At 72.1% G+C, this 24,089-nt stretch carries 22 protein-coding genes and 1 riboswitch; of the genes, 19 read left to right on the top strand and 3 right to left on the bottom strand.

Features of this window, described 5'->3' with window-relative positions; translation table 11 throughout:
* Positions 1-26 precede the first annotated feature (26 nt).
* Complete coding sequence (locus ABT084_RS12185; protein ID WP_502968910.1) at positions 27-512, top strand: ATP-binding protein; 486 nt, start codon at positions 27-29, stop codon at positions 510-512.
* Between the two features lie 43 nt (positions 513-555).
* Here ABT084_RS12185 and idi read toward each other — a convergent pair whose 3' ends face one another.
* Together idi and ABT084_RS12175 are read right to left on the bottom strand one after the other, a co-directional pair.
* A complete protein-coding gene (gene idi / locus ABT084_RS12180) occupies positions 556-1,155 on the bottom strand; it encodes an isopentenyl-diphosphate Delta-isomerase (protein WP_351041434.1) in 600 nt (199 codons plus the stop codon).
* Between the two features lie 144 nt (positions 1,156-1,299).
* The gene (locus ABT084_RS12175) at positions 1,300-1,566 is read right to left on the bottom strand and encodes a hypothetical protein (RefSeq protein ID WP_502968905.1); all 267 of its coding nucleotides are present in this window, start codon (positions 1,564-1,566) and stop codon (positions 1,300-1,302) included.
* Between the two features lie 290 nt (positions 1,567-1,856).
* Between ABT084_RS12175 and ABT084_RS12170 the strand changes: the two genes are divergently transcribed.
* The 15 genes from ABT084_RS12170 (at position 1,857) to ABT084_RS12100 (ending at position 19,193) form a co-directional block, all read left to right on the top strand.
* Entirely contained in the window at positions 1,857-3,644 is a 1,788-nt protein-coding gene (locus tag ABT084_RS12170) for a DUF5941 domain-containing protein (RefSeq protein WP_351041594.1), read from the top strand.
* Positions 3,641-4,393 (top strand): phosphocholine cytidylyltransferase family protein, encoded by a 753-nt coding sequence (locus tag ABT084_RS12165; protein WP_351041431.1) that lies wholly within the window; start codon positions 3,641-3,643, stop codon positions 4,391-4,393. Before ABT084_RS12170 ends, ABT084_RS12165 begins: the two co-directional genes overlap by 4 nt.
* Positions 4,381-5,442 carry an iron-containing alcohol dehydrogenase family protein gene (locus tag ABT084_RS12160; protein ID WP_351041429.1) on the top strand — a complete coding sequence of 354 codons (1,062 nt, stop codon included), beginning with the start codon at positions 4,381-4,383 and terminating at the stop codon, positions 5,440-5,442. Before ABT084_RS12165 ends, ABT084_RS12160 begins: the two co-directional genes overlap by 13 nt.
* Positions 5,420-6,199, top strand: a complete 780-nt coding sequence (locus ABT084_RS12155; protein ID WP_351041426.1) for a CDP-alcohol phosphatidyltransferase family protein — start codon at positions 5,420-5,422, stop codon at positions 6,197-6,199. Before ABT084_RS12160 ends, ABT084_RS12155 begins: the two co-directional genes overlap by 23 nt.
* A gap of 35 nt (positions 6,200-6,234) precedes the next feature.
* The gene (locus ABT084_RS12150; protein WP_502968909.1) at positions 6,235-7,080 is read left to right on the top strand and encodes a glycosyltransferase family 2 protein; all 846 of its coding nucleotides are present in this window, start codon (positions 6,235-6,237) and stop codon (positions 7,078-7,080) included.
* A 123-nt stretch (positions 7,081-7,203) separates the two neighbouring features.
* Positions 7,204-8,133 carry an ABC transporter permease gene (locus ABT084_RS12145; protein ID WP_351041421.1) on the top strand — a complete coding sequence of 310 codons (930 nt, stop codon included), beginning with the start codon at positions 7,204-7,206 and terminating at the stop codon, positions 8,131-8,133.
* On the top strand, positions 8,126-8,914 hold the full coding sequence (locus tag ABT084_RS12140) for an ABC transporter ATP-binding protein (RefSeq protein ID WP_351041418.1): 789 nt from the start codon (positions 8,126-8,128) through the stop codon (positions 8,912-8,914). Before ABT084_RS12145 ends, ABT084_RS12140 begins: the two co-directional genes overlap by 8 nt.
* Before the next feature lie 406 nt (positions 8,915-9,320).
* Complete coding sequence (gene hpnC, locus ABT084_RS12135) at positions 9,321-10,250, top strand: squalene synthase HpnC (RefSeq protein WP_351041415.1); 930 nt, start codon at positions 9,321-9,323, stop codon at positions 10,248-10,250.
* The gene (hpnD, locus tag ABT084_RS12130; protein ID WP_351041412.1) at positions 10,247-11,215 is read left to right on the top strand and encodes a presqualene diphosphate synthase HpnD; all 969 of its coding nucleotides are present in this window, start codon (positions 10,247-10,249) and stop codon (positions 11,213-11,215) included. Before hpnC ends, hpnD begins: the two co-directional genes overlap by 4 nt.
* A gap of 61 nt (positions 11,216-11,276) precedes the next feature.
* A complete protein-coding gene (hpnE, locus tag ABT084_RS12125; protein ID WP_351041410.1) occupies positions 11,277-12,650 on the top strand; it encodes a hydroxysqualene dehydroxylase HpnE in 1,374 nt (457 codons plus the stop codon).
* Positions 12,651-12,700: 50 nt separating this feature from the next.
* Complete coding sequence (locus ABT084_RS12120) at positions 12,701-13,798, top strand: polyprenyl synthetase family protein (protein WP_502968904.1); 1,098 nt, start codon at positions 12,701-12,703, stop codon at positions 13,796-13,798.
* A 121-nt stretch (positions 13,799-13,919) separates the two neighbouring features.
* On the top strand, positions 13,920-16,073 hold the full coding sequence (shc, locus tag ABT084_RS12115) for a squalene--hopene cyclase (protein WP_351041404.1): 2,154 nt from the start codon (positions 13,920-13,922) through the stop codon (positions 16,071-16,073).
* A complete protein-coding gene (locus ABT084_RS12110) occupies positions 16,070-16,753 on the top strand; it encodes a phosphorylase family protein (RefSeq protein ID WP_351041402.1) in 684 nt (227 codons plus the stop codon). Before shc ends, ABT084_RS12110 begins: the two co-directional genes overlap by 4 nt.
* Positions 16,754-16,758: 5 nt before the next feature.
* On the top strand, positions 16,759-17,790 hold the full coding sequence (gene hpnH, locus ABT084_RS12105) for an adenosyl-hopene transferase HpnH (RefSeq protein ID WP_351041399.1): 1,032 nt from the start codon (positions 16,759-16,761) through the stop codon (positions 17,788-17,790).
* Positions 17,787-19,193, top strand: a complete 1,407-nt coding sequence (locus ABT084_RS12100; protein ID WP_351041396.1) for an aspartate aminotransferase family protein — start codon at positions 17,787-17,789, stop codon at positions 19,191-19,193. The genes hpnH and ABT084_RS12100 overlap by 4 nt, the downstream gene beginning before the upstream one ends.
* A gap of 63 nt (positions 19,194-19,256) precedes the next feature.
* Here the strand turns inward: ABT084_RS12100 and ABT084_RS12095 are convergent, their stop codons facing one another.
* Positions 19,257-20,063, bottom strand: coding sequence for a tyrosine-protein phosphatase (locus tag ABT084_RS12095; protein WP_351041393.1), 807 nt, complete (start codon positions 20,061-20,063; stop codon positions 19,257-19,259).
* Between the two features lie 308 nt (positions 20,064-20,371).
* Positions 20,372-20,553, top strand: a riboswitch (cyclic di-AMP (ydaO/yuaA leader).
* A gap of 2 nt (positions 20,554-20,555) precedes the next feature.
* Here ABT084_RS12095 and ABT084_RS12090 point away from each other — a divergent pair.
* The 3 genes from ABT084_RS12090 (at position 20,556) to ABT084_RS12080 (ending at position 23,843) form a co-directional block, all read left to right on the top strand.
* On the top strand, positions 20,556-21,569 hold the full coding sequence (locus ABT084_RS12090; protein ID WP_351041390.1) for a M23 family metallopeptidase: 1,014 nt from the start codon (positions 20,556-20,558) through the stop codon (positions 21,567-21,569).
* Positions 21,570-21,707: 138 nt separating this feature from the next.
* Complete coding sequence (locus tag ABT084_RS12085) at positions 21,708-22,517, top strand: SGNH/GDSL hydrolase family protein (protein WP_351041591.1); 810 nt, start codon at positions 21,708-21,710, stop codon at positions 22,515-22,517.
* A 99-nt stretch (positions 22,518-22,616) separates the two neighbouring features.
* A complete protein-coding gene (locus ABT084_RS12080; RefSeq protein ID WP_351041387.1) occupies positions 22,617-23,843 on the top strand; it encodes an MBL fold metallo-hydrolase in 1,227 nt (408 codons plus the stop codon).
* Positions 23,844-24,089: the final 246 nt, after the last annotated feature.

Here is a 24,089-nt window from a genome sequence, read left to right as displayed (position 1 = left end):
TCGAGCGTGAAGACGGGGGCCGGGAAATGGACGTCAGCGGGAGTGTCCCGCAAGCCGAGGGGAGCGGACCGGACGCCCCGGCCGGTCCCCTCGCGTACGAAGGCGTGTGGCGCTTCACCGTGCCCTCGAAAGAAGAATCCGTTCCGCAGGCGCGGCGGGCGGTCCGCGACCTGCTCGGCCGCCAAGGCGTACCGGCCGATCGGGACCTGGTCTACTCGCTGCTGCTGATCGTCTCCGAGCTGGTCACGAACTCGGTGCGGCACGCGGCGCTGCTCTCGCCGGAGGTGGCCGTCGAGGTCGCGATCGGCCGCGCATGGGTGCGGGTGGCCGTCGAGGACAACCATCCCTACCGCCCCAAGGCGCTGGAGGCGGATTTCGGCCAGACCGGCGGCCGTGGCCTGCTGCTCGTCCGCGAGACCACCCGGGAGGCCGGCGGGGTCTGCGACGTCGAGCACACCTCGACCGGCGGCAAGGTCATCTGGGCCGCCCTGCCGCTCACCGCCGCGGGCTGACCGGCGTACGGTCGTCGTCCCGCGGCGGGGGGTGCGGCGTGGGCTACCAGCCCGCGGCTTCGCCCGTCAGCTCGCGGATCGCCGGCCGCGCGGCGTCCAGTACGGTCATGAACCAGGCCGAGAACGGCGCCTCGGCGTGGCGCTTCACCAGCTCGTCGGCCGTCACGAAGGCGGTGTCGCCGACCTCTTCCGGGTCCGGCCGCAGCCGCGCCTGCGCGAGTCCCACGAACAGGTGGTTGTACTCCTGCTCGACCAGCCCCGACGCGGGGTCCGGATGGTTGTAGCGCACGGTCCCCGCCTCCGCGAGCAGCGAGGGCGAGAGGCCCAGCTCCTCGTGGGTGCGCCGGGCGGCCGCGGCGAACGGGGACTCCCCGGGGTAGGGGTGCCCGCAGCAGGTGTTCGACCAGACGCCGGGGGAGTGGTACTTGCCCAGCGCCCGCTGCTGGAGGAGCAGGCGGCCCTGCTCGTCGAAGAGGAACACGGAAAAGGCCCGGTGCAGCAGGCCGGGCGCCTGATGTGCGGAGAGCTTCTCAGCGGTGCCGATGGTATGACCGGACTCGTCGACCAGTTCGAGCATGATCGGTTCTTGAGTGCCGGTGCCGGTGGACGCGCTGTTCGCGGCGGTGGCTGGTGTGGTCGGCATACCCATCCTTCGCTTCGGACTTCGGCGTTCAGTCTGCCGCACAAATGCGGCTTGTCCCCACTTCGGTGATCTGCGCCGGGCCGTCCCCCGCCACGTGGTATGCGGCGGGACCGCCGGGGGCGGGTACGCCGCCCGGTGCGACGGTCAGACGCCGAAGGGAGCCGGATACGTGATCGTGCCCATAGGTACAGGCACGGAATCGTCCGGCACTGGAGCCGCCCTGGCGCCGTCCGGCGCCTCGGTGACGTACGACAGGCCGGGCAGCCAGGAGGCGTGCGCGCGCAGCGCGTCCACGAGGTCCGCCTCGAGAGGGGTGCCGAAGGCCGCCAGGTTGACGGCGCGCACGGCGGCCGCGTCGGCGGGGACCTCGGGCCGGGCGGGCCGGCGCGTCGCGGCGGGGGTGGCGGTCATCGATCCCACCCTTTCCGCACAGATCGTGCCTTATGGCTGGAGAAGGCGCCAGAAGGTGCTGGAAGGGTATGCGCACGTGCTGGCGAATACCCTGGCATCCGGGCGGTTTGGCGTGCGTGGCACGATCGTCAATGATGATCCGAACGGGCCCGTGAGCCCGGCAATCATCGGATTGTCGGGCCGTGAACGGGTGGTGAACCCCCGCTTCCATTCATCCGATAGCCTCTGCCGACGTGCCGCCGCCCCACGTGGCGGCCGTCCCGTGTGTACGTCGCAAGGAGTGAGTTCGTCTGCCGACCGCCATCCTCACCGGCCCGCCGGTCCCCGGCTCAGCGCTCGCGGACGAGCTGAGGTCACTCGGCTTCGACGTCGAGCCCGTGGCCGGTCCGGCACACACCACCGCCGCGCTGGCCGCCGTACCCGCGGACCAGCGCGTCGCGATCGTCGACAGTGAATTCGTCGGGCACCTGCACGCCCTGCGCCTCGCCCTGACCGACCCGCGCTTCGACGCCTGCGCGGTGCCGGGCGCGCTCGCGGTCCAGCCCGCCGGCCGCGCCGCCCTCACCCGGGCCGTCGCGGCCGAGGACGGGGGAGCGGGCTCCGCCCCCTACGCCGACCGCCTCGCCGCGGCCGTCGAGGCCGCCGGCACCCCCGTCCACCAGCCCGACCTGGGCAGCCTCGTCGCGGCGGTCCCCGCCACGGACGAGGCGCGGCGGTCGGCCGTGGCCGCCGTGGCCGCCGTCGACGACGAGGCCGTCCGGCTGCGCACCGCCGTGAAGTCCCGCGACGGGTTCTTCACCACCTTCTTCATCAGCCCGTACTCGCGCTACATCGCCCGCTGGTGCGCGCGCCGGGGCCTGACCCCGAACCAGGTCACCACCGCCTCCCTGATCACCGCGCTGATCGCGGCGGGCTGCGCGGCGACCGGCGACCGCTGGGGCTACGTGGCCGCGGGCGTGCTGCTCCTCGTCTCCTTCGTACTGGACTGCACCGACGGGCAGCTCGCCCGCTACTCGCTCCAGTACTCGACGATGGGCGCCTGGCTCGACGCCACCTTCGACCGCGCGAAGGAGTACTCCTTCTACGCGGGCCTCGCGCTCGGCGCCGCCAGGAACGGGGACGACGTCTGGGCCCTCGCGCTCGGCTCCATGATCCTCATGACCTGCCGCCACGTCGTGGACTTCGCCTTCAACGAGGCCAATCACGACGCGACGGCCAATACGAGCCCCACCGCCGCGCTGTCCGGCAGGCTCGACAGCGTCGGCTGGACGGTCTGGGTCCGTCGGATGATCATCCTGCCGATCGGTGAGCGCTGGGCGATGATCGCGGTCCTGACCGCCGTCACCACCCCCCGTGTCGTCTTCTACGCCCTGCTCGTCGGCTGCGCCTTCGGCGCGCTCTACACCACCGCCGGACGGGTGCTGCGGTCGCTGACCCGCAAGGCGCGGCGGACCGACCGGGCCGCCCAGGCCCTCGCCGACCTCGCCGACTCCGGTCCGCTCGCCGAGCTGGTGAAGCGGGCGGCGGGCCGGGTGGCCCCGGGCGCGGGGATCGCCGCCGCGGTCGTCGGATCGGTCGCCCTGGTGTGGACCGCCCGGGTCTCGGCCTTCGGCGCCCGTCAGGTCGTCATCGCCGCCGTCTTCTACGCCGTACTGGCCGCACTGGCCGTCGCGCGCCCGCTCAAGGGCGCCCTCGACTGGCTCGTGCCGCCCGTCTTCCGGGCCGCCGAATACACGACGGTCCTGATCCTGGCGGCCAAGGCGGACGTCCCCGGAGCCCTTCCGGCGGCATTCGGACTGGTCGCGGCGGTCGCCTACCATCACTACGACACGGTGTACCGCATCCGCGGCGGCACCGGCGCGCCCCCGCACTGGCTGGTGCGGACGACGGGCGGCCACGAGGGCCGGGTCCTGCTGACCACGGTCCTGGCCGCCGTCCTGGCGGAGCGCGCCACGGACTTCCCCGTCGCGCTCACGGCCCTGGCCGTGTTCGTGGCACTCGTGGTGCTCGTGGAGAGCATCCGGTTCTGGGTCTCCTCGGGAGCACCCGCCGTACATGACGAAGGAGAACCAGCATGATCGGCCTTGTCCTCGCGGCCGGTGCCGGACGCCGCCTGCGTCCCTACACCGACACCCTTCCCAAGGCCCTCGTGCCCGTCGGCCCCGAAGGCGACGAGGAGAGCATCACCGTCCTCGACCTCACCCTCGGCAACTTCGCGGAGGTCGGCCTCACCGAGGTCGCCATCGTCGTCGGCTACCGCAAGGAAGCCGTCTACGCGCGCCGCGAGGCCCTGGAGGCCAAGTACGGCGTCAAGATCACGCTGATCGACAACGACAAGGCCGAGGAGTGGAACAACGCCTACTCCCTCTGGTGCGCCCGTGAGGTCCTGAAGCAGGGCGTCATCCTCGCCAACGGCGACACCGTGCACCCGGTCTCCGTCGAGAAGACCCTGCTCGCCGCGCGCGGCCAGGGCCAGAAGATCATCCTCGCCCTCGACACGGTCAAGCACCTGGCCGACGAGGAGATGAAGGTCATCACCGACGGTGAGAAGGGCGTCCGGCGGATCACCAAGCTGATGGACCCGGCCACCGCGACCGGTGAGTACATCGGCGTCACCCTGATCGAGCCGGAGGCCGCCGAGGCGCTGGCCGAGGCGCTGAAGACCACCTTCGAGCGCGACCCCGACCTCTACTACGAGGACGGCTACCAGCAGCTCGTCGACGACGGTTTCACGATCGACGTGGCCCCCATCGGTGACGTCAAGTGGGTCGAGATCGACAACCACGACGACCTCGCCAAGGGCCGGACGATCGCATGCCTGTACTGACACGGCTCATCCCCTCGCCGGTCGTCGTCGACATCAGCCGCGGCGCCATGGACGACCTGGCCGGCCTCCTGGCCGACCAGCGGATCTCGGCGTCGGGCAAGCTGGCGATCGCGATCAGCGGGGGCTCCGGCCAGGTGCTGCGCGCCAAGCTGGAGCCCGTCCTGCCGCACGCCGACTGGTACCCGGTCGTCGACGGCACCCTGGATTCCGCGGTCAAGCTGGCCGACGACATAAAGGGCCGCCGCTACGACGCCGTCGTGGGACTGGGCGGCGGCAAGATCATCGACGTGGCGAAGTACGCCGCGGCGCGGGTCGGCCTGCCCATGGTGTCCGTCGCCACGAACCTCTCGCACGACGGCATCTGCTCGCCGGTGTCCATCCTGGACAACGACAACGGCCGGGGTTCCTACGGGGTCCCCATGCCGATCGCGATGGTCATCGACCTCGACGTGATCAAGGAAGCCCCGGTGCGCTTCGTCCGCGCCGGCATCGGTGACGTGATCTCCAACATCTCGGCGATCGCCGACTGGGAGCTCTCGCACCGCCTCAACGACGAGCCGGTCGACGGCCTGGCCGCCGCGATGGCCCGGACGGCGGGCGAGGCCGTGCTGCGTCACCCCGGTGACTGCGGCGACGACGCGTTCCTCACCGTCTTCTCCGAGTCCCTCGTGCTGTCCGGCATCGCCATGGCGATCAGCGGGGACACCCGCCCGTCCTCCGGCGCCTGCCACGAGATCAGCCACGCCTTCGACCTGCTCTACCCGGGGCGCTCCGCGCTCCACGGCGAGCAGGTCGGCATCGGTGCGGCCTTCGCGATGCACCTGCGCGGGGCGGCCGAGCAGTCCGGGCTGATCGCCCAGGTGCTGCGCCGCCACGGCCTGCCCGTGCTGCCCGAGGAGATCGGGTTCAGCGTGGACGAGTTCGTCGCGGCCGTCGAGTACGCACCCCAGACCCGCCCGGGACGCTTCACCATCCTGGAGCACCTCAACCTGTCCGCCGCCGAGATCAGGGACGCTTACTCCGACTATGCAGAGACCATCCGTAGCTGAACTCCGGCCCGTCGTTCACCCGGCGGGCGTCAAGGACCGGGTCAGCGGCGAGCACTGGGGCGGGCGCCTCTACATGCGCGAGATCTCCCTGCGCATCACCCGCCTCCTGGTCACCACCAAGGTCACGCCGAACCAGCTGACCTACGTGATGACCCTCTCCGGCGTCCTCGCCCTCCCGGCCCTGCTGGTGCCGGGCATCTGGGGCGCCGTCCTCGGCGTGGTCATGGTCCAGGGCTACCTCCTGCTCGACTGCGTCGACGGCGAGGTCGCCCGCTGGAAGAAGCAGTTCTCGCTCTCCGGGGTGTACCTGGACCGCGTCGGCGCCTACCTGTGCGACGCGGCGGTCCTCGTCGGCTTCGGCCTGCGCGCCGCCGACCTGTGGGGCGGCGGCCGGATCGACTGGCTGTGGGCCTTCCTCGGCACCCTCGCGGCGCTCGGCGCGATCCTGATCAAGGCCGAGACCGACCTGGTCGGCGTCGCCCGCCACCAGGGCGGCCTGCCCGTGGTCAAGGACGCGGCGGCCACCCCGCGCTCGTCCGGCATGGCGCTGGCCCGCCGGGCCGCCGCCGCGCTGAAGTTCCACCGCCTCGTCCTCGGCATCGAGGCCTCGCTGCTCATCCTGCTGCTGGCCGTCGTGGACCAGGTCCGCGGCGACCTGTACTTCTCCCGGCTCGGCGTCGCCGTGCTGGCGGGCATCGCGATCCTGCAGACCGTGCTGCACCTGGTGTCGATCCTGGCCTCCAGCAGGCTCAAGTGAGCGCGCCGCTGCGGCTGGGCGCCGTGATCATCACCATGGGCAACCGGCCCGACGAGCTGAAGGCGCTCATCGACTCGGTGGCCCGCCAGGACGGCGACCCCGTCGAGGTGGTCGTCGTGGGCCAGGGTGTGAAGGTGACCGGGCTGCCCCCGGGGGTCCGCACCGTCGACCTGCCGGAGAACGTCGGCATCCCCGCCGGCCGCAACGTCGGCATCGAGGCCTTCGGCCCCGCAGGCCGCGACGTGGACGCGCTGCTCTTCCTCGACGACGACGGGCTGCTGGAGCGCACCGACACCGCGCAGCTGTGCCGCCGGGCCTTCGCCGAGGACCCGGAGCTCGGGATCGTCAGCTTCCGGATCACCGATCCTGAGAGCGGCGAGACCCAGCGTCGGCACGTGCCCCGGCTGCGCGCCTCCGACCCGATGCGGTCCTCGCGCGTGACCACCTTCCTCGGCGGCGCCAACGCCGTACGGACGAAGGTGTTCGAGCAGGTCGGAGCGCTGCCCGGGGAGTTCTTCTACGCGCACGAAGAGACCGACCTGGCCTGGCGCGCGCTCGACGCGGGCTGGCTGATCGACTACCGCGCCGACATGGTGCTGCTGCACCCGAAGACCGCCCCGTCCCGGCACGCGGTCTACCACCGGATGGTGGCCCGCAACCGGGTCTGGCTGGCCCGGCGCAATCTGCCCGCCCCGCTCGTTCCCGTATACGTCGGCGTCTGGCTGCTGCTGACGCTGGCGCGCCGTCCCTCGGCGAGCGCGCTGAAGGCCTGGTTCGGCGGGTTCAAGGAGGGCTGGGTCACACCGTGCGGACCCCGCCGCCCCATGAAGTGGCGGACCGTATGGCGCCTGACCAGGCTCGGCCGTCCACCCGTCATCTGATGGCGCCGGTCACCCGTCCCTCGACGACCACGCCGGATCTGGGAGCATGGGTGCCTACCCCCGGCACTCGGCGCCCCGGCCCGACGCCCCCCTGCCGCATCTTGAAGACGAAAGTTTCAACTTGTGAGTGACACAACCCACGACGGCGCCCTCGCCACGAGCAGGCCGCCGTCAGCCGACGAAGGTCTCACGGCCGCGGAGCTGGCCAAGAAGTACGGCCTGTCCGTGAGCGGTGCCCGGCCCGGGCTCGGCGAGTACGTCCGGCAGCTCTGGGGACGTCGCCACTTCATCATGGCCTTCTCCCAGGCCAAGCTGATGGCCCAGTACAGCCAGGCGAAGCTCGGCCAGATCTGGCAGGTGGCGACCCCCCTGCTGAACGCGGCCGTCTACCTGCTGATCTTCGGCGTGATCCTCGGCGCCTCCAAGGGCATGACCCTGAAGGAGTACATCCCCTTCCTGGTCATCGGGATCTTCGTCTTCACCTTCACCCAGAGCTCGGTGATGGCCGGTGTCCGGGCGATCTCCGGCAACCTCGGCCTGGTCCGCGCCCTGCACTTCCCACGGGCCTCGCTGCCGATCTCGTTCTCGCTGCAGCAGCTCCAGCAGCTGCTGTACTCGATGATCGTGGTCGTCGTGATCACCATCGGGTTCGGCAACTACCCCCGGCTGTCGTGGCTGCTGGTGGTGCCCGCGCTGGTCCTCCAGTTCGTCTTCAACACCGGACTGGCACTGGTCTTCGCGCGGATGGGTGCCAAGACCCCCGACCTCGCGCAGCTGATGCCGTTCCTGCTGCGCACGTGGATGTACACGTCCGGGGTGATGTTCTCCATCGAGACGTTCCTCAAGAGCAAGCCCCACTGGATCTCGGACGTCCTGCAGTGGAACCCGGCGGCCATCTACATGGACCTGATCCGGTACGCCATGATCGACAACTACAGCGCCGCCAAGCTGCCGCCGCACGTGTGGGGCTTCGCCCTCGGCTGGGCGGTCGTCGTCGGCGGACTCGGTTTCGTGTACTTCTGGAAGTCCGAGGAGCGTTACGGCCGTGGCTGACACCACCGTGGGGCAGGTCCCCACCGTCATCGCGGACGACGTGCACATCGTCTACCGCGTCAACACCGGCGGCGGGGGCAAGGGCAGCGCGACCGCGGCCCTCAGCAAGATAATCCGCCGCCGCAAGAACAAGGGCGACACGCCCGGGGTGCGCAAGGTGCACGCCGTCCGCGGCGTGTCCTTCACCGCGTACCGCGGCGAGGCCATCGGCCTGATCGGCTCCAACGGCTCCGGCAAGTCCACCCTGCTGCGGGCCATCGCCGGGCTGCTGCCCTGCGAGTCGGGCAAGGTCTACACCGACGGGCAGCCCTCGCTGCTCGGCGTGAACGCGGCGCTGATGAACGATCTGACCGGCGAGCGCAACGTGATGCTCGGCGGCCTCGCGATGGGCATGTCCCGCGAGGAGATCAAGGAGCGCTACGCGGGGATCGTGGACTTCTCCGGCATCAACGAAAAGGGCGACTTCATCTCCCTTCCGATGCGGACGTACTCCTCCGGTATGGCGGCCCGGCTGCGTTTCTCCATCGCCGCGGCCAAGGACCACGACGTCCTGATGATCGACGAGGCCCTCGCCACCGGTGACCGGAAGTTCCAGATCCGCTCCGAGGAGCGCATCCGCGAACTGCGCAAGGAAGCCGGTACGGTCTTCCTCGTCAGCCACAGCAACAAGTCGATCCGCGACACCTGCGACCGGGTCCTGTGGCTGGAGCGGGGCGAACTGCTCATGGACGGACCGACCGAAGAGGTCGTCTCCGCCTACGAGAAGGAAACCGGGCGCTAGGGCGGATCCGCCGAGCGACACGCCGAAGGCCCCGCCGTCCTGTGCGGCCGGGGCCTTCGGCGTGTCGCGGCGGGCTCGCGGCCCGCCCGGGACCTCCTCGGCACACCCGCCGGGGACGGGACGCGGGGTGGTGATATTTCCCCGGCTGTGACATCTCGTAATGGGGCGAATACCCGATAGGCCCCGGCACTGTTGTACAACGTAAGCTGGGGCGGTCCTGAATCGCGGTATGCGGCCTGTATTAGCCGTAGATGAACGGCCCGGCGCACCCCGGGTAAAGTCCGGCGGCGTGTCCGAAATAGGATGTATTGGGTCGGCAGTGTAGAACGGGAGACGTGACGGCAATGGCTACGGGAATTCTCCGGCCCCCAGGTGTTTGTGCCGTCCCCGCCCCGGGCGGCGGGCGGTGACCCCGGGGCAGCGCATCCGTCCCCGGACCGAGGCCGACCCCGCGCGCGCCACCCTCCGCAAGGCCGCCGCGGAGAACTTCCCCGTCGCCCCCGCCTTCCTGCCGCGGGCCTGGCGCGACGGCCTCATGGCGGTCTACGGGTACGCCCGTCTGGTCGACGACATCGGCGACGGCGACCTCGCCCCCGGCGGCCACGACGCCGTGCTCCTGGGCCTCGACCCAGGGCAGAGCGACGACCGGCTCGCCATGCTGGACGCCCTCGAAGCGGACCTCCACCGGGTCTTCGGCGCCACCGCCGGGGGCCCGCGCCACCCGCTGCTCCAGGCCCTGCGGCCCGTCGTGCGCGCCCACGCGCTCACCCCCGACCCCTTCCTCGGGCTCATCGAAGCCAACCGGCAGGACCAGCGGGTCTCGCGCTACGAGACGTACGACGACCTGCTCGCCTACTGCGAACTCTCCGCCAACCCGGTCGGCCGCCTCGTGCTCTCCCTCACCGGAACCAGCACGCCCGAACGCGTGCGCCACTCCGATGCGATCTGCACCGCCCTGCAGATCGCCGAGCACCTCCAGGACGTCACCGAAGACCTGGGCCGGGACCGGATCTACCTCCCCGCGCAGGACATGCGCCGCTTCCACGTCGCCGAGGCCGACCTGCGCGCCCCGGTCGCGAACGCCTCCGTCCGCTCCCTGATCGCCTTCGAATCCGAACGCGCACGCCACCTCCTGAATGAAGGCACCCCCCTGGTGGGTAGCGTGCACGGCAGGCTCCGGATGCTGCTCGCGGGCTTCGTGGGAGGCGGGCGCGCCGCCCTGAACGCCGTGGCCGCCGCCGGATTCGACGTGGCACCCGGCCCGCCCAAGCCCACCAAGAGCGGCCTGCTCCGCGAGGTGGCCGCCGTCCTGCGCACAGCGCCGAGAAAGAGGTGAGCCCGAACGTGGAGGGCCCCACGCACGCGTCCGCACCGTCCGCCCCGTCGGCACCGGTACTCGCCGCCTACAGCTACTGCGAGGCCGTCACCGGCACGCAGGCGCGCAACTTCGCGTACGGCATCAGGCTGCTGCCCACCGACAAGCGGCAGGCGATGTCCGCGCTGTACGCCTTCTCCCGGCGTGTCGACGACATCGGCGACGGGACACTCCCGCCCGAGGCCAAGTTCGCCCGGCTGGAGGAGACCCGCGCCCTGCTCGGCCGGGTCATCGAAGGCGCCGTCGACGAGGACGACACCGACCCGGTCGCCGTCGCCCTCGCCCACGCCGCCCGCCGCTTCCCCATCCCCCTCGGCGGACTCGACGAACTCATCGACGGCGTCCTGATGGACGTCCGCGGCGAGAGCTACGAGACCTGGGACGACCTCAAGGCCTACTGCCGGTGCGTCGCCGGCGCCATCGGCCGGCTCTCCCTCGGCGTGTTCGGCACCACCCCCGGCGCGCCCGACGCCGCGCGCGCGGGCGAGTACGCCGACACCCTCGGCCTCGCCCTGCAACTCACCAACATCCTCAGGGACGTTCGCGAGGACGCGGGCAACGGCCGCACCTACCTGCCCGCCGAGGACCTCGCCAAATTCGGCTGCTCCGAAGGCTTCCACAGCGACCGGGCCCCCGCCGGATCCGACTTCGCCGGACTCGTCCACCACGAAGTACGGCGCGCCCGCGCCCTGTTCGTCGAGGGCTACCGGCTGCTACCCATGCTCGACCGGCGCAGCGGAGCCTGCGTCGCCGCCATGGCCGGGATCTACCGGCGCCTGCTCGACCGGATCGAGCGCGAGCCCGAGGCGGTCCTGCGCGGGCGCGTCTCGCTGCCGCCCCACGAGAAGGCGTACGTCGCCGTGCGAGGCCTCTCGGGCCTCGACGCGCGGACCATCTCGCGCCAGAGCACCCGGAGGCGGCCCTGATGGGATGCGGCGCAACCCCGAGCGGTGGCCCGGCGTCTGTCGGGGCGACGAAGGAGGATCAATGACCGCGGACCGTGCGGTGGTCATCGGCGGCGGCCTCGCCGGAGTGAGCGCCGCGCTGCAACTCGCCGACGCCGGAATGCGCGTGACCCTGCTGGAGGGCCGCCCCCGGCTCGGCGGCCTCGCCTTCTCCTTCAAGCGCGGCGACCTCGACGTCGACAACGGCCAGCACGTCTACCTGCGGTGCTGCACCGGCTACCGCTGGTTCCTGGACCGCATCGACGGCGCGGACCTCGCCCCGCTCCAGGACCGGCTCGACGTGCCCGTCCTCGACGTCGCCCACCCCGGCGGACCGCGCCTGGGCCGACTGCGCCGCAGCGCCCTGCCCGTCCCCCTGCACCTCGCCGGATCGCTGGCCCGCTACCCGCACCTCTCCCTCGCCGAGCGCGCGAGCGTCGGGCGCGCCGCCCTCGCGCTGCGCCGCCTCGACCCGGCCGACCCGGCGCTCGACGGGCTGGACTTCGCGACCTGGCTCGCCCGCTACGGCCAGACCCCGCGGACCATCGAAGCCCTGTGGGACCTCGTCGGCATCGCCACCCTGAACGCCACCGCCGAGCAGTCCTCCCTGGGCCTGGCCGCAATGGTCTTCAAGACCGGGCTGCTCTCCGAGAACGGCGCCGCCGACATCGGCTGGGCCCGCGTCCCGCTCGGCGACCTCCACGACACCCTCGCCCGCAAGGCCCTCGACGCGGCGGGCGTCCACACCGAACTGCGCACCCGGGTCACCGGCCTCACCCGCACCCCCGAGGGCGGCTGGAGCGTCGCGGCCGAGGACCGCACCATCGACGCAGACACCGTCGTCCTCGCCGTCCCGCAGCGCGAGGCCCACGGCCTGCTGCCCGCCGGCGCCCTGGAAGACCCGGACAAGCTCCTCGACATCGGCACCGCGCCCATCCTCAACGTCCACGTCGTCTACGACCGCAAGGTGCTCAAGCAGCCGTTCTTCGCGGCCCTCGGCTCCCCGGTCCAGTGGGTCTTCGACCGCACCGACAGCTCCGGCCTGGCCGACGGCGGCCAGTACCTGGCCCTGTCCCAGTCCGTCGCCCACGACGACATCGACGAGCCCGTCTCGGTGCTGCGCGCGAAGTACCTGCCCGAACTGGAACGGCTGCTGCCCGCCGCCCGCGGCGCCAAGGTCCGCGACTTCTTCGTCACCCGGGAGCGCACGGCGACCTTCGCCCCCACGCCCGGCGTCGGCCGACTGCGGCCGCCGGCCCGCACCGGCGCGCCCGGCCTGTACCTGGCCGGCGCGTGGACCGCCACCGGCTGGCCCGCCACCATGGAGAGCGCCGTCCGCAGCGGACTGAACGCGGCCCACGCCGCGCTCGCCGCCCTCGGCCGCCCCCGCGAACATCCGCTGCAGGAGGCGGCATGACGATCACCAGCACGACCGGTACCGCACGTACAGGAACCAGAGGAGAGCCAGTGAACCCGGGGAACCCGGCTGTCGGGAGCGCCGAGCAGGCCGAGAGCGCAGCGACCGGAGCGGAGAAGACGGACACCGTCGCGCTCCTGGAGCGCGGCCGTACCCTGTCGACTCCCGTCCTGCGCGCGGCCGTCGGGCGGCTCGCACCGCCCATGGACACCGTCGCGGCCTACCACTTCGGCTGGATCGACGCCCAGGGCAACCCGGCCGACGGCGACGGCGGCAAGGCCGTGCGCCCCGCGCTCGCCCTGCTCTCCGCCGAGGCGGCGGGCGCCGCGGCCGAGGTCGGCGTACCCGGCGCGGTCGCCGTCGAGCTGGTGCACAACTTCTCCCTGCTGCACGACGACCTGATGGACGGCGACGAGCAGCGCCGCCACCGCGACACGGTGTGGAAGGTGCACGGCCCCGCCCTGGCGATCCTGGTCGGCGACGCGCTGTTCGCGCTCGCCAACGAGGTCCTGCTGGAGCTCGGCACCGTCGAGGCCGGGCGCGCCGCGCTCCGGCTGACCACCGCCAGCCGCAAGCTGATCGACGGCCAGGCCCAGGACATCTCCTACGAGCACCGCGAGCGCGTCAGCGTCGAGGAGTGCCTGGAGATGGAGGGCAACAAGACCGGCGCGCTGCTCGCCTGCGCCGTCTCCATCGGCGCGGTGCTCGGCGGCGCCGACGACCGCACGGCCGACAAGCTGGAGGAGTACGGCTACCACCTCGGCCTCGCCTTCCAGGCCGTCGACGACCTGCTCGGCATCTGGGGGGACCCCGACGCCACCGGCAAGCAGACCTGGAGCGACCTGCGCCAGCGCAAGAAGTCCCTGCCCGTGGTCGCCGCGCTCGCCGCGGGCGGCCCGGCCTCCGAGGAACTGGCCGAACTCCTCGCCGCCGACGCCAAGAGCAACGACTTCGAGAACTTCTCGGAGGAGGAGTTCGCGGCCCGCGCCGCGCTCATCGAGGCGGCGGGCGGCCGTCAGTGGACCGCCGACGAGGCGCGCCGCCAGCACGTGATCGCCGTCAAGGCGCTCGACGACGTGGACATGCCCCAGCGGGTGCGTGACCAGCTCATCGCTCTCGCCGACTTCGTCGTCGTGCGCAAGAGGTGATCGCCGCCCGCACGCAGATATGACGCGCAAGTCGCCGGCCGGCGCCGCTTCCCCAGGGGAGGGCGCCCGGCCGACGGCAGACCCCAGCACAGCAGAGGACACTGCCACGTAAGGGGAAGCCATGACAGCGACGACCGACGGCGGTGCCGGGGACTGCGGCACCGACTCGGGCAGCGACACCGCGACACCGGTCCGCCCGGAGCGGGCCGGTCCACCCGGGCCGCCGGGCCGGAGCGCGGACCCGACGGCCACCGGGCGCGGCGTCCGGGAGGCGGCCGGCCGGCCCGTGCACGAGGCCGCGGGCCGGCCCGTCCGCGCGGCCGACGAGCAGGCCGTCCGCGAGGCCGCCGAGCGGGCCACGCGCAACCTGCTGGACCGCCAGGACCCCGAGGGCTGGTGGAAGGGCGACCTGGAGACCAACGTCACCATGGACGCCGAGGACCTGCTCCTGCGGCAGTTCCTCGGCGTGCAGGACGAGGCCACCACCCGCGCCGCCGGCCTGTTCATCCGCGGCCAACAGGGCCCGGACGGCACATGGGCCACCTTCCACGGCGGCCCGTCCGACCTCTCCGCCACCATCGAGGCGTACGTCGCCCTGCGCCTGGCCGGTGACGACCCGGACGAGGCGCACATGGCCCGCGCCTCGGCCTGGATCCGGGCCCACGGCGGGATCGCCGCCGCCCGGGTCTTCACCCGGATCTGGCTGGCCCTCTTCGGCTGGTGGAGCTGGGACCACCTGCCCGAACTCCCGCCCGAGCTGGTGTTCCTCCCCAAGTGGGTGCCGCTCAACATCTACGACTTCGGGTGCTGGGCCCGCCAGACCATCGTGCCGCTGACCATCGTCTCCGCGCAGCGGCCGGTCCGCCCCGCGCCCTTCGCCCTCGACGAACTGCACACCGACGCGCGGGACCCGTACCCCGTCCGGCAGCTCGCCCGCCTCGCCAGCTGGGACGGCGCCTTCCAGCGCATGGACAAGGCCCTGCACCTCTACCGCAGGCTCGCCCCGCGCCGGCTGCGCAAGGCCGCCATGGACGCGGCCGCCCGCTGGATCATCGAACGCCAGGAGAACGACGGCTGCTGGGGCGGCATCCAGCCGCCCGCCGTGTACTCCGTCATCGCGCTGCACCTGCTCGGCTACGACCTGCGCCACCCCGTGATGCGGGCGGGCCTGGAGTCCCTCGACCGGTTCGCCGTCTGGCGCGAGGACGGCGCGCGGATGATCGAGGCCTGCCAGTCCCCGGTCTGGGACACCTGCCTCGCCGCGATCGCGCTCGCCGACGCGGGCCTGCGGGCCGACCACCCGGCCCTGGTCAAGGCCGCCGACTGGATGCTCGGCGAGGAGATCGTCCGCAGCGGTGACTGGGCCGTGAAGCGGCCCGGACTCGCCCCCGGCGGCTGGGCGTTCGAGTTCCACAACGACAACTACCCCGACATCGACGACACCGCCGAGGTCGTCCTCGCCCTGCGTCGGATCCGCCACCCCGACCCGGCGCGGCTGGAGGCGGCCGTGGCCCGAGGGGTGTCCTGGACCCTCGGCATGCAGTCCCGCAACGGAGCCTGGGGCGCCTTCGACGCCGACAACACCAGCGTCCTCCCCAACCGGCTGCCGTTCTGCGACTTCGGCGAGGTCATCGACCCGCCCTCAGCCGATGTCACCGCCCACGTCGTGGAGATGCTCGCCGTCGAGGGCAGGGCGGCGGACCCCCGCACCCGGCGCGGCATCGCGTGGCTGCTCGCCGAACAGGAGCCGTGCGGAGCCTGGTTCGGCCGCTGGGGCACCAACTACGTCTACGGGACAGGATCGGTGGTCCCCGCCCTCACCGCGGCCGGCCTGGCAGTGACCCACCCGGCGATCCGGCGCGCGGTGGCCTGGCTGGAGACCGTACAGAACGAGGACGGCGGCTGGGGCGAGGACCAGCGCTCCTACCAGGACCCCTCCTGGGCCGGGCGCGGCGCTTCCACCGCCTCCCAGACCGCCTGGGCGCTGATGGCCCTGCTGGCGGCCGGTGAACGCGAGACCAGGGCGGTGCGCCGCGGGATCGCCCACCTGGTCGAGACCCAGCGGGCCGACGGCTCCTGGGACGAGCCCTACTTCACCGGCACCGGCTTCCCCTGGGACTTCTCCATCAACTACCACCTGTACCGGCAGGTGTTCCCGCTCACCGCCCTCGGCCGCTACCTGTACGGCGAGCCCTTCGCCGACGGCGCGGCCGCGGCCGCGGCCGTCCGCGTGGGCGGCGCCTCCGCCCCGGCCGTGGACGGGGAACCCCGGTGACGGCGCGCCCGGCGACCGGGGCGGGGGACGACGCGGGCGCGCCGCGAGCGCTCCTCCTCATCGCCTGCGCCCTGCGCATCGAGGAGGCCGCCCTGCGCAGCCGCCGCCACCGCGGGGCGCCCGAGGGGTACAGCCTCCTGCGCACCGGCATGGGCCCGCCCGCCGCCGAGCGGGCCGTGGCACGCTCGCTGGCCGAGCCCCGGATGCGCGGGGCGGCCGTACTCGCCACCGGATTCTGTGCCGGGCTGGTCCCCGGCATGCACCCCGGCGACCTCGTGGTCGCCGAGGAGACCCGGGACCCGCGCGGCGCCGTCGCCTGCGTCGCCGCCGAGCACCTCGCCGAGGCGCTCGCCCGGGCGGTACCCGGCCGGACCGTCCATACCGGCCCCCTGATCGGCTCCGACCACGTCGTCCGCGGCCAGGAGCGCGCGCAGCTGCGCGCCACCGGCGCCATCGCGGTCGACATGGAATCGGCGGCCACCCTCTGGACCGCCGCCCACACGGGCGACCGCACCGGGCCGCGCCCGGTTGCGGCCGTCCGGGTGATCGTGGACGCTCCGGAGCATGAGCTGGTCCGAATCGGCACCGTACGCGGTGGAATATCGGCCTTCCGCGTATTGCGTGCGGTACTACCCGCATTTTACGAATGGCACCGTTCTTCGCTGCTCCCCAGGAGGTGAGCCAGATGGCCATGCCGCTGCGACAGTCCATCAGGGTCGGGACGTATCTCTTCGAACAGAAGCTCCGCAAGCGTGAGAAGTTCCCGCTGATCGTCGAGCTGGAACCGCTCTACGCCTGCAACCTGGCCTGCGAGGGGTGCGGGAAGATCCAGCACCCGGCCGGGGTGCTCAAGCAGCGCATGCCGGTGGCCCAGGCGGTCGGCGCCGTACTCGAGTCCGGCGCGCCCATGGTGTCCATCGCGGGCGGCGAGCCCTTGATGCATCCGCAGATCGACGAGATCGTGCGGCAGTTGGTGGCCAAGCGGAAGTACGTATTCCTGTGCACCAACGCGGTGCTGCTCCGCAAGAAGATCGAGAAGTTCACGCCCTCGCCCTACTTCGCCTTCGCCGTCCACATCGACGGCCTGCGCGAGCGGCACGACGAGTCCGTCGCCAAGGAAGGCGTCTTCGACGAGGCCGTCGCGGCCATCAAGGAGGCGAAGCGGCGCGGCTTCCGGGTGACCACGAACTCCACCTTCTTCAACACCGACACCCCGCAGACCATCATCGAGGTGCTCAACTACCTCAATGACGACCTCCAGGTCGACGAGATGATGATCTCGCCCGCCTACGCGTACGAAAAGGCCCCCGACCAGGAGCACTTCCTGGGCGTGGAACAGACGAGGGAACTCTTCCGCAAGGCATTCTCCGGCGGAAACCGGAGCCGCTGGCGGCTGAACCACTCCCCGCTCTTCCTGGACTTCCTGGAAGGCAAGGCCGATTTCCCCTGCACGGCCTGGGCCATTCCCAACTACTCGCTGTTCGGCTGGCAGCGCCCCTGCTATCTGATGAGCGACGGGTACGTACCGACGTACCGGGAACTGATCGAGGACACCGACTGGAGCAAGTACGGCCGCGGAAAGGACCCGCGCTGCGCGAATTGCATGGCGCACTGCGGGTACGAGCCGACCGCCGTCCTCGCGACCATGGGCTCGCTGAAGGAATCCCTGCGGGCGGCCCGGGAGACGGTGGGGGGCAACTGGGAGAAGCGGGTATGACGGCGGCCCCGGGGGGCCCCGGCAAGGAGTTCGACCTGGGCTCCCTGCTGGCCGAGCGGGGCGGCGAGCGCTACGAACTGCACGCCCGTCACCTCAACCACCAGCTGCCGCGGATGCTGCACACCATCGGCTTCGACAAGGTCTACGAGCGGGCCGAGGGAGCCCACTTCTGGGACGCGGAGGGGCACGACTACCTCGACATGCTCGCCGGCTTCGGGGTGATGGGGCTGGGCCGCCACCACCCCGTCGTCCGGCGCGCCCTGCACGACGTGCTCGACGCGCAGCTCGCCGACCTCACCCGCTTCGACTGCCAGCCGCTGCCCGGGCTGCTGGCGGAGAAACTGCTGTCCTACAGCCCGCACCTGGACCGGGTCTTCTTCGGCAACAGCGGTACGGAGGCCGTGGAGACCGCGCTCAAGTTCGCCCGCTTCGCCACGGGCCGCCCCAGGATCCTGTACTGCGACCACGCCTTCCACGGGCTCACCACCGGCTCCCTGTCGGTGAACGGGGAGGCGGGATTCCGGGACGGGTTCGCGCCGCTGCTGCCCGACACCAAGATCGCGCTCGGGGATCTGGCGGCCCTGGAGCGCGAGCTGAAGCGCGGCGACGTGGCCGCCTTCGTGGTGGAACCGATCCAGGGCAAGGGGGTGCTCGAGGCCCCGCCCGGCTTCCTGCGCGCCGCGCAGGACCTGCTGCACCGGCACAAGGCGCTGCTGATCGCGGACGAGGTGCAGACCGGTCTCGGCCGGACCGGGGAGTTCTACGCCTACCAGCACGAGCCCGGGGTCGAACCGGACCTGGTGTGCGTGGCCAAGGCGCTGTCGGGCGGCTACGTGCCGGTCGGGGCGACCCTGGGCAAGGACTGGATCTTCAAGAAGGTGTACTCGTCGATGGACCGGGTGCTCGTGCACTCGGCCAGCTTCGGCTCCAACGCGCAGGCGATGGCGGCCGGGCTCGCGGTGCTCTCGGTCATGGAGAACGAAGCGGTCGTGGCCAACGCCCGCGCCATGGGCGACCTGCTGCGCGGCCGGCTCGCGGCGATGGTGGACGAGTACGAGCTGCTGCACGAGGTGCGCGGCCGGGGGCTGATGATCGGCATCGAGTTCGGCCGGCCGTCCTCGCTCGGCCTGCGCAGCCGGTGGACCATGCTCCAGGCGGCCCGCAAGGGGCTCTTCGCGCAGATGGTCGTCGTACCGCTGCTCCAGAAGCACCGGATCCTGACCCAGGTGTCCGGTGACCACCTGGAGGTGATCAAGCTCATTCCGCCGCTGATCGTGGACGAGGCGGACGTGGACCGCTTCGTGGGCGCCTTCCGGGAGGTCATGGACGACGCCCACGGCGGGGGCGCTCTGATGTGGGACTTCGGCAGGACCCTGGTCAAGCAGGCGGTCGCGAACCGCTGACCGCGGGCCGCCGCCCGGGATCCGGCCGACGGCCGCCCGGGCGGCCGTCGGATGTCGGCCGGGTCAGACGAGGAGCCGGTCGCGCAGCCGGCCGAGGGTCTCGGGCGTGAGTCCGAGGCCCTCGGCGACGTAGCGGTCGAGGCTGCCCCAGATCTCCTCCAGGGTCTCGAAGGCCGCGTGCAGGTACTCGGCGCGGGCGTCGAAGAGCGGGGCGAGCAGCTCCATCACCTCGGGCGAGCGGGCTTCGGCGGACTCGCCGCTGCGGCGCACCTTGTAGCGGCGGTGCGGAGCGTTCGACTCCAGGTAGTCCGCGACGATCGCCTCACGCTCGACGCCGAGCGCGAGCAGGGTGACGGCGATCGAGAGGCCGGCCCGGTCCTTTCCGGCCGCGCAGTGCATCAGGACCGGAACGTGGTCCTGGGCGAGGGCCTGGACGACCTGGCGGTGCTCCGCGGTGCGGGTGCGGACGATCTCCCGGTAGGAGTTGGCCATCCGGCGGGCGGCCTTGCCGTCGCCGAGGACCTCGCGCAGCTGCTCGACATCGCCGTCGCGCACCATCCGCCAGAACTCCGTGCCGTCCGCCGGGTCGGAGAGCGGCAGGTTGACGTTGCGCACGCCGGGCAGCTCGACGTCCGGGCCCTCGAGGGCGTGGTCGGCGGCGTTGCGGAAGTCGAAGACCGTGTGGAGACCGAGCGAGGCGAGGAATTCCGTATCGGTTTCGGTGGCATGTGCCAGATGTCCGCTTCGGAAGACCTGTCCTGATCTGACCCTCCGTCCATCGGCGGTCGGAAGCCCGCCCACGTCACGGAAGTTGCGCACTCCGGTCAGCTCCGGCTCCGTGGAGGGGTGCTGGGGTATCTGCTGGGTCACGGGGACTCCTCCGTATCGTCGTGGCATGTCCGGATTGCGCTACTTCAGGGTAACTTGCCGCAAGGGCCGGGGAGATCGGGCCGGGCCCCGTGAGCAGGATCATACGGTGACCGTGAGTGTGTGATCGCGAAAGCCGAATTGCCTTGCGGGGACGGTTGTTGCCGCCGGTGATTCCACGGAGGGTGACCGGAATTCCGTCGATCCCTCACCCGGGCCATTCCCTTGGGGAATTCACGGCTTGTTCCGTGCGTCCGGACGGAATACCTTCGCGTCCACCCGGATGGACCGCCTAATCCTGCCACCATCCGAAACCGCACCCGACGATTCACGCGCCCGGCAGGAGCGGGGGAACCAGGTAAGCCGCCGTTCCGGACGAGATCCCCTCATGGATCTTTCCTCCGGACGGCTCGGGGTGAAGCCGTGCACCTACGGCCGGACATCTCCAGTCCGAACCCGACAGCTCACCTCGCAGGCGACGGAGAGGAATTCGCCATGCCCGCAAAGGGAAAGCACCGCCGCCCGAAGTCCGCCGCGATCACCCGCGGATTCGTCGTCGCCGGGACCGGAAGCGCGGCGCTCGCGCTGCCGCTGATGGGCGCGGCGGGCGCGCACGCCGCCGCCACGTCCACCGCCACCTCGGCCACCGCCACCTCGGCCACCGCCGCGATTCCGGCCCAGGCGCGGCCGGCCCAGGCTCCGGTGGCGCTGCGGTCGGCGGCGGCGCAGACCTCCGCCGTGTACACCGTGGTCCCGGGTGACTACCTCTCCAAGATCGCCGCGGAGCGGCACCTGAGCGGTGGCTGGCAGCGCCTCTACGAGGACAACCACGAGGCCGTCGGCGCCGACCCGTCGCTGATCCACCCGGGGCTGAAGCTCACCCTGGGCAGCCGGGCGCAGGCCCCGGCCCCGGTCGAGGAGTCGGCTCCGGCCGAGCCGGCCCCGGTGGCGGGCGCCGGCGCCGACACGTCGGACGAAGGCGGCTCCGGGGAACCGGCCGCCACGACCGGCAAGGGTGCGGGCAAGGGCACCTCGGACGAGGCCGCCGGCTCCGGCACCGCGAAGGGCTCCGGCACCGGCACCGGCACCAAGGCCACCTCGGCCTCCGGCTTCGTCGCCCCGGTCTCCGCCTCCATCACCACCCAGTACCGGACCCCCGGCGCCATGTGGTCCAGCGGTTACCACACCGGCGTCGACTTCGCCGTGGGCACCGGCACCACCGTCCGCGCCGTCGGCGCGGGCACCGTGGTCTCCGCGGGCTGGGGCGGGGCGTACGGCAACGAGGTCGTCATCCGGCACGCCGACGGCCGCTACTCGCAGTACGGCCACCTGTCCCAGCTGTCGGTCTCGGTCGGCCAGAGCGTCACCGCGGGCCAGAGCATCGGCCTCTCGGGCGCCACGGGCAACGTCACCGGCCCGCACCTGCACTTCGAGATCCGCACGGGTCCGGGCTACGGCACGGACATCGACCCGCTGGCCTACCTCCGCGCCCAGGGCGTGAACGTCTGACGGCACCGGGGCACCTGACGGATTCCTCACTTATTCCTTACTGACCAGGTGGTATAGATCACGGTCCGTCAAGGCCTGCCTACGGTGGCGTAGGTCACGTCCTGGGGTGAAAGATGTCTTCTCGTGGCAGCGACAGCGATGACGACGAAGACGACGGCAAAGACGACGACAGTGAAGACGGCACTGCAGGGCATCGGCTCGTACGCGGCGATCGGGGACAGCTTCACCGAGGGGGTGGGGGATCCGGGGCCGGGGGACATCTGCGTCGGATGGGCCGACCGCCTCGCCGTGCTCCTGGCCGATCAGCGCGAGGAGCACGACTTCCGGTACGCCAACCTGGCCGTGCGGGGCAAGCTCCTGGACCAGATCGTGGCGGACCAGGTCCCCCGGGCCAAGGAGCTGGCCCCCGACCTGGTCACCTTCTGTGCCGGGGGCAACGACATCATCCGGCCCGGGAGCGACCCCGACGACGTGGCGGAGCGGTTCGAGGCCGCCCTCGCCGACCTGGTCGGCTCCGTCGGCCAGGTGATGATCACCACCGGCTTCGACACCCGCGGGGTGCCGGTGCTCAAGCACATCCGGGGCAAGGTGGCGACGTACTCGGCGCACGTCCGGTCCATCGCGGACCGGTACGAGTGCCCGGTGCTCGACCTCTGGTCGCTGAAGTCCGTCCAGGACAGGCGTGCTTGGGACGGCGACCGGCTGCACCTCTCGCCCGAGGGGCACACCCGGGTCGCGCTGCGCGCCGCCCAGGTGCTGGGGCTGGAGGTGCCCGCGGACCCGGACCAGCCGTGGCCTCCGCAGCAGCCGCGCGGCTCGGCCGAGGTCACCCGGGACAACATCCAGTGGGCGCGCGAGTACCTCGTTCCGTGGATCGGCCGGCGCCTGCGCGGGGAGTCCTCCGGGGACCACATGGCGGCCAAGCGCCCGGATCTCCTGCCGCTGTAGCGAGCCGGGGGCGGGAAGCGGAATCCTTCGGGGCCGGTGCGCGTTGGGATGGTGGTAGAACGTACGACCAGCCCTGCTCACTTCCTCTCTGGAGGCGCCTTGACCGGCTCCGGCCCCGGCTCCCGTCCCTTGCGTCCGCGGCTGCGCGCCCTGCGACCCGAAGCCTTCGGCGCGGATCCGTCCGGCGCGCGGATGGAGCGGATCCTGCGCTCGCCGAACTTCGCCGACGGCGTCTTCCAGAATCCAGTCGGGGCGAGGACCAGACCCTCCGGCTCGATGCTGGAATTCGCCAAGATCTACTTCCACAAGGAGCAGCGGGTCCGGCGCAATCCCGGCGCCCCCGTCCCCGTTCATCCGACCACCCTGGCCGATCTGGCGAAACCGCCGGTCAGCGGCCTGCGGCTGACCTGGATGGGGCACTCCACGGTGCTCGCCGAGATCGACGGGCGCCGCGTGCTGTTCGACCCGGTCTGGGGCGAGCGGTGCTCCCCCTTCCCCTTCGCCGGACCCAAGCGGCTGCACCCGGTGCCGGTGCCGCTGGCCGCGCTGGGGCCGGTCGACGTCGTGGTGATCTCGCACGACCACTACGACCACCTCGACCTGCCGACGATCAAGGCCCTGGCCGGTACGGACACGGTCTTCGCGGTCCCGCTCGGCGTCGGCGCGCACCTGGAGCGCTGGGGCGTCCCCGCCGACCGGCTGCGCGAGCTCGACTGGAACGAGAGCACCAAGATCGCCGGGCTGTCGCTGACCGCGACCCCCGCGCGGCACTTCTGCGGGCGGGGCCTGCGCAACCAGCAGTTCACGCTGTGGGCCTCCTGGGTCGTCGCGGGCGACGAGCACCGGATCTTCCACAGCGGTGACACGGGCTACTTCCCCGGGTTCAAGGAGATCGGCGCGGAGCACGGCCCGTTCGACGCGACGATGATCCAGATCGGCGCGTACTCCGAGTACTGGCCGGACATCCACATGACGCCGGAGGAGGGCATGACCGCCCACCTCGACCTCCAGGGCGGCGTCCCGCACGGCACGATGCTGCCGATCCACTGGGGCACCTTCAACCTGGCCCCGCACCCGTGGGACGAGCCGGGCGAGGGCACCCTGTCGGCCGCCGGCCGGGCGGGCGCCGCGATCGCGCTGCCCGTGCCGGGCCGGCCCTTCGAGCCGGGTGCGGCGGACGCCCCGGCCGAGCCGTGGTGGCGCCCGTTCGCCGGGGCGCCGACCCCCGTGGCCGGGCACGGCTCCGCGTCCCGGCCCGCCGCCGTGCGGTCCCGCCCGACGCCCGCCGCGGACCCGCGCGAGGAGCCGGAGGCCGTGGGCGGCTGACCCGGCGCGGCCGCCCCGCCGTGCGGCCGTACGGCGGGGGGCTCGCGGGGGAGCGTCGGGCGCCGGGGAGGCGCCCGAGGGGGTATTCGGGCTGTCGTGCGAGCGCTCCTTCCGGAGCGGGACGCACCCCGGTGAAGTTCCCCGACTGGCCGCCTCCGGAACGAGAACGCGGTCTAGCGTGGGTACTCGGTGATCAACACCGGGTCCCGGTACCGCGGGGACCCGGCCCCGTACCGTACCGAGGAC

Origin of the sequence: Streptomyces sp. NPDC002138 (assembly GCF_040296485.1) — a bacterium.
Classification (GTDB): domain Bacteria; phylum Actinomycetota; class Actinomycetes; order Streptomycetales; family Streptomycetaceae; genus Streptomyces.
Note: the sequence above shows the minus strand (reverse complement) of the source record. Positions and strands in the feature narration are given on the sequence as shown.

Coding starts and splice junctions, on each gene's coding strand:
- ABT084_RS12160 (WP_351041429.1), top strand. CDS start 4,381: ATGCCTGTACTGACACGGCTCATCCCCTCGCCGGTCGTCGTCGACATC.
- ABT084_RS12155 (WP_351041426.1), top strand. CDS start 5,420: ATGCAGAGACCATCCGTAGCTGAACTCCGGCCCGTCGTTCACCCGGCG.
- ABT084_RS12100 (WP_351041396.1), top strand. CDS start 17,787: ATGACGGCGGCCCCGGGGGGCCCCGGCAAGGAGTTCGACCTGGGCTCC.
- ABT084_RS12185 (WP_502968910.1), top strand. CDS start 27: ATGGACGTCAGCGGGAGTGTCCCGCAAGCCGAGGGGAGCGGACCGGAC.
- ABT084_RS12165 (WP_351041431.1), top strand. CDS start 3,641: ATGATCGGCCTTGTCCTCGCGGCCGGTGCCGGACGCCGCCTGCGTCCC.
- shc (WP_351041404.1), top strand. CDS start 13,920: ATGACAGCGACGACCGACGGCGGTGCCGGGGACTGCGGCACCGACTCG.
- idi (WP_351041434.1), bottom strand. CDS start 1,155: ATGCCGACCACACCAGCCACCGCCGCGAACAGCGCGTCCACCGGCACC.
- hpnH (WP_351041399.1), top strand. CDS start 16,759: ATGGCCATGCCGCTGCGACAGTCCATCAGGGTCGGGACGTATCTCTTC.
- ABT084_RS12090 (WP_351041390.1), top strand. CDS start 20,556: ATGCCCGCAAAGGGAAAGCACCGCCGCCCGAAGTCCGCCGCGATCACC.
- ABT084_RS12085 (WP_351041591.1), top strand. CDS start 21,708: ATGACGACGAAGACGACGGCAAAGACGACGACAGTGAAGACGGCACTG.
- ABT084_RS12175 (WP_502968905.1), bottom strand. CDS start 1,566: ATGACCGCCACCCCCGCCGCGACGCGCCGGCCCGCCCGGCCCGAGGTC.
- ABT084_RS12150 (WP_502968909.1), top strand. CDS start 6,235: ATGGGCAACCGGCCCGACGAGCTGAAGGCGCTCATCGACTCGGTGGCC.
- hpnE (WP_351041410.1), top strand. CDS start 11,277: ATGACCGCGGACCGTGCGGTGGTCATCGGCGGCGGCCTCGCCGGAGTG.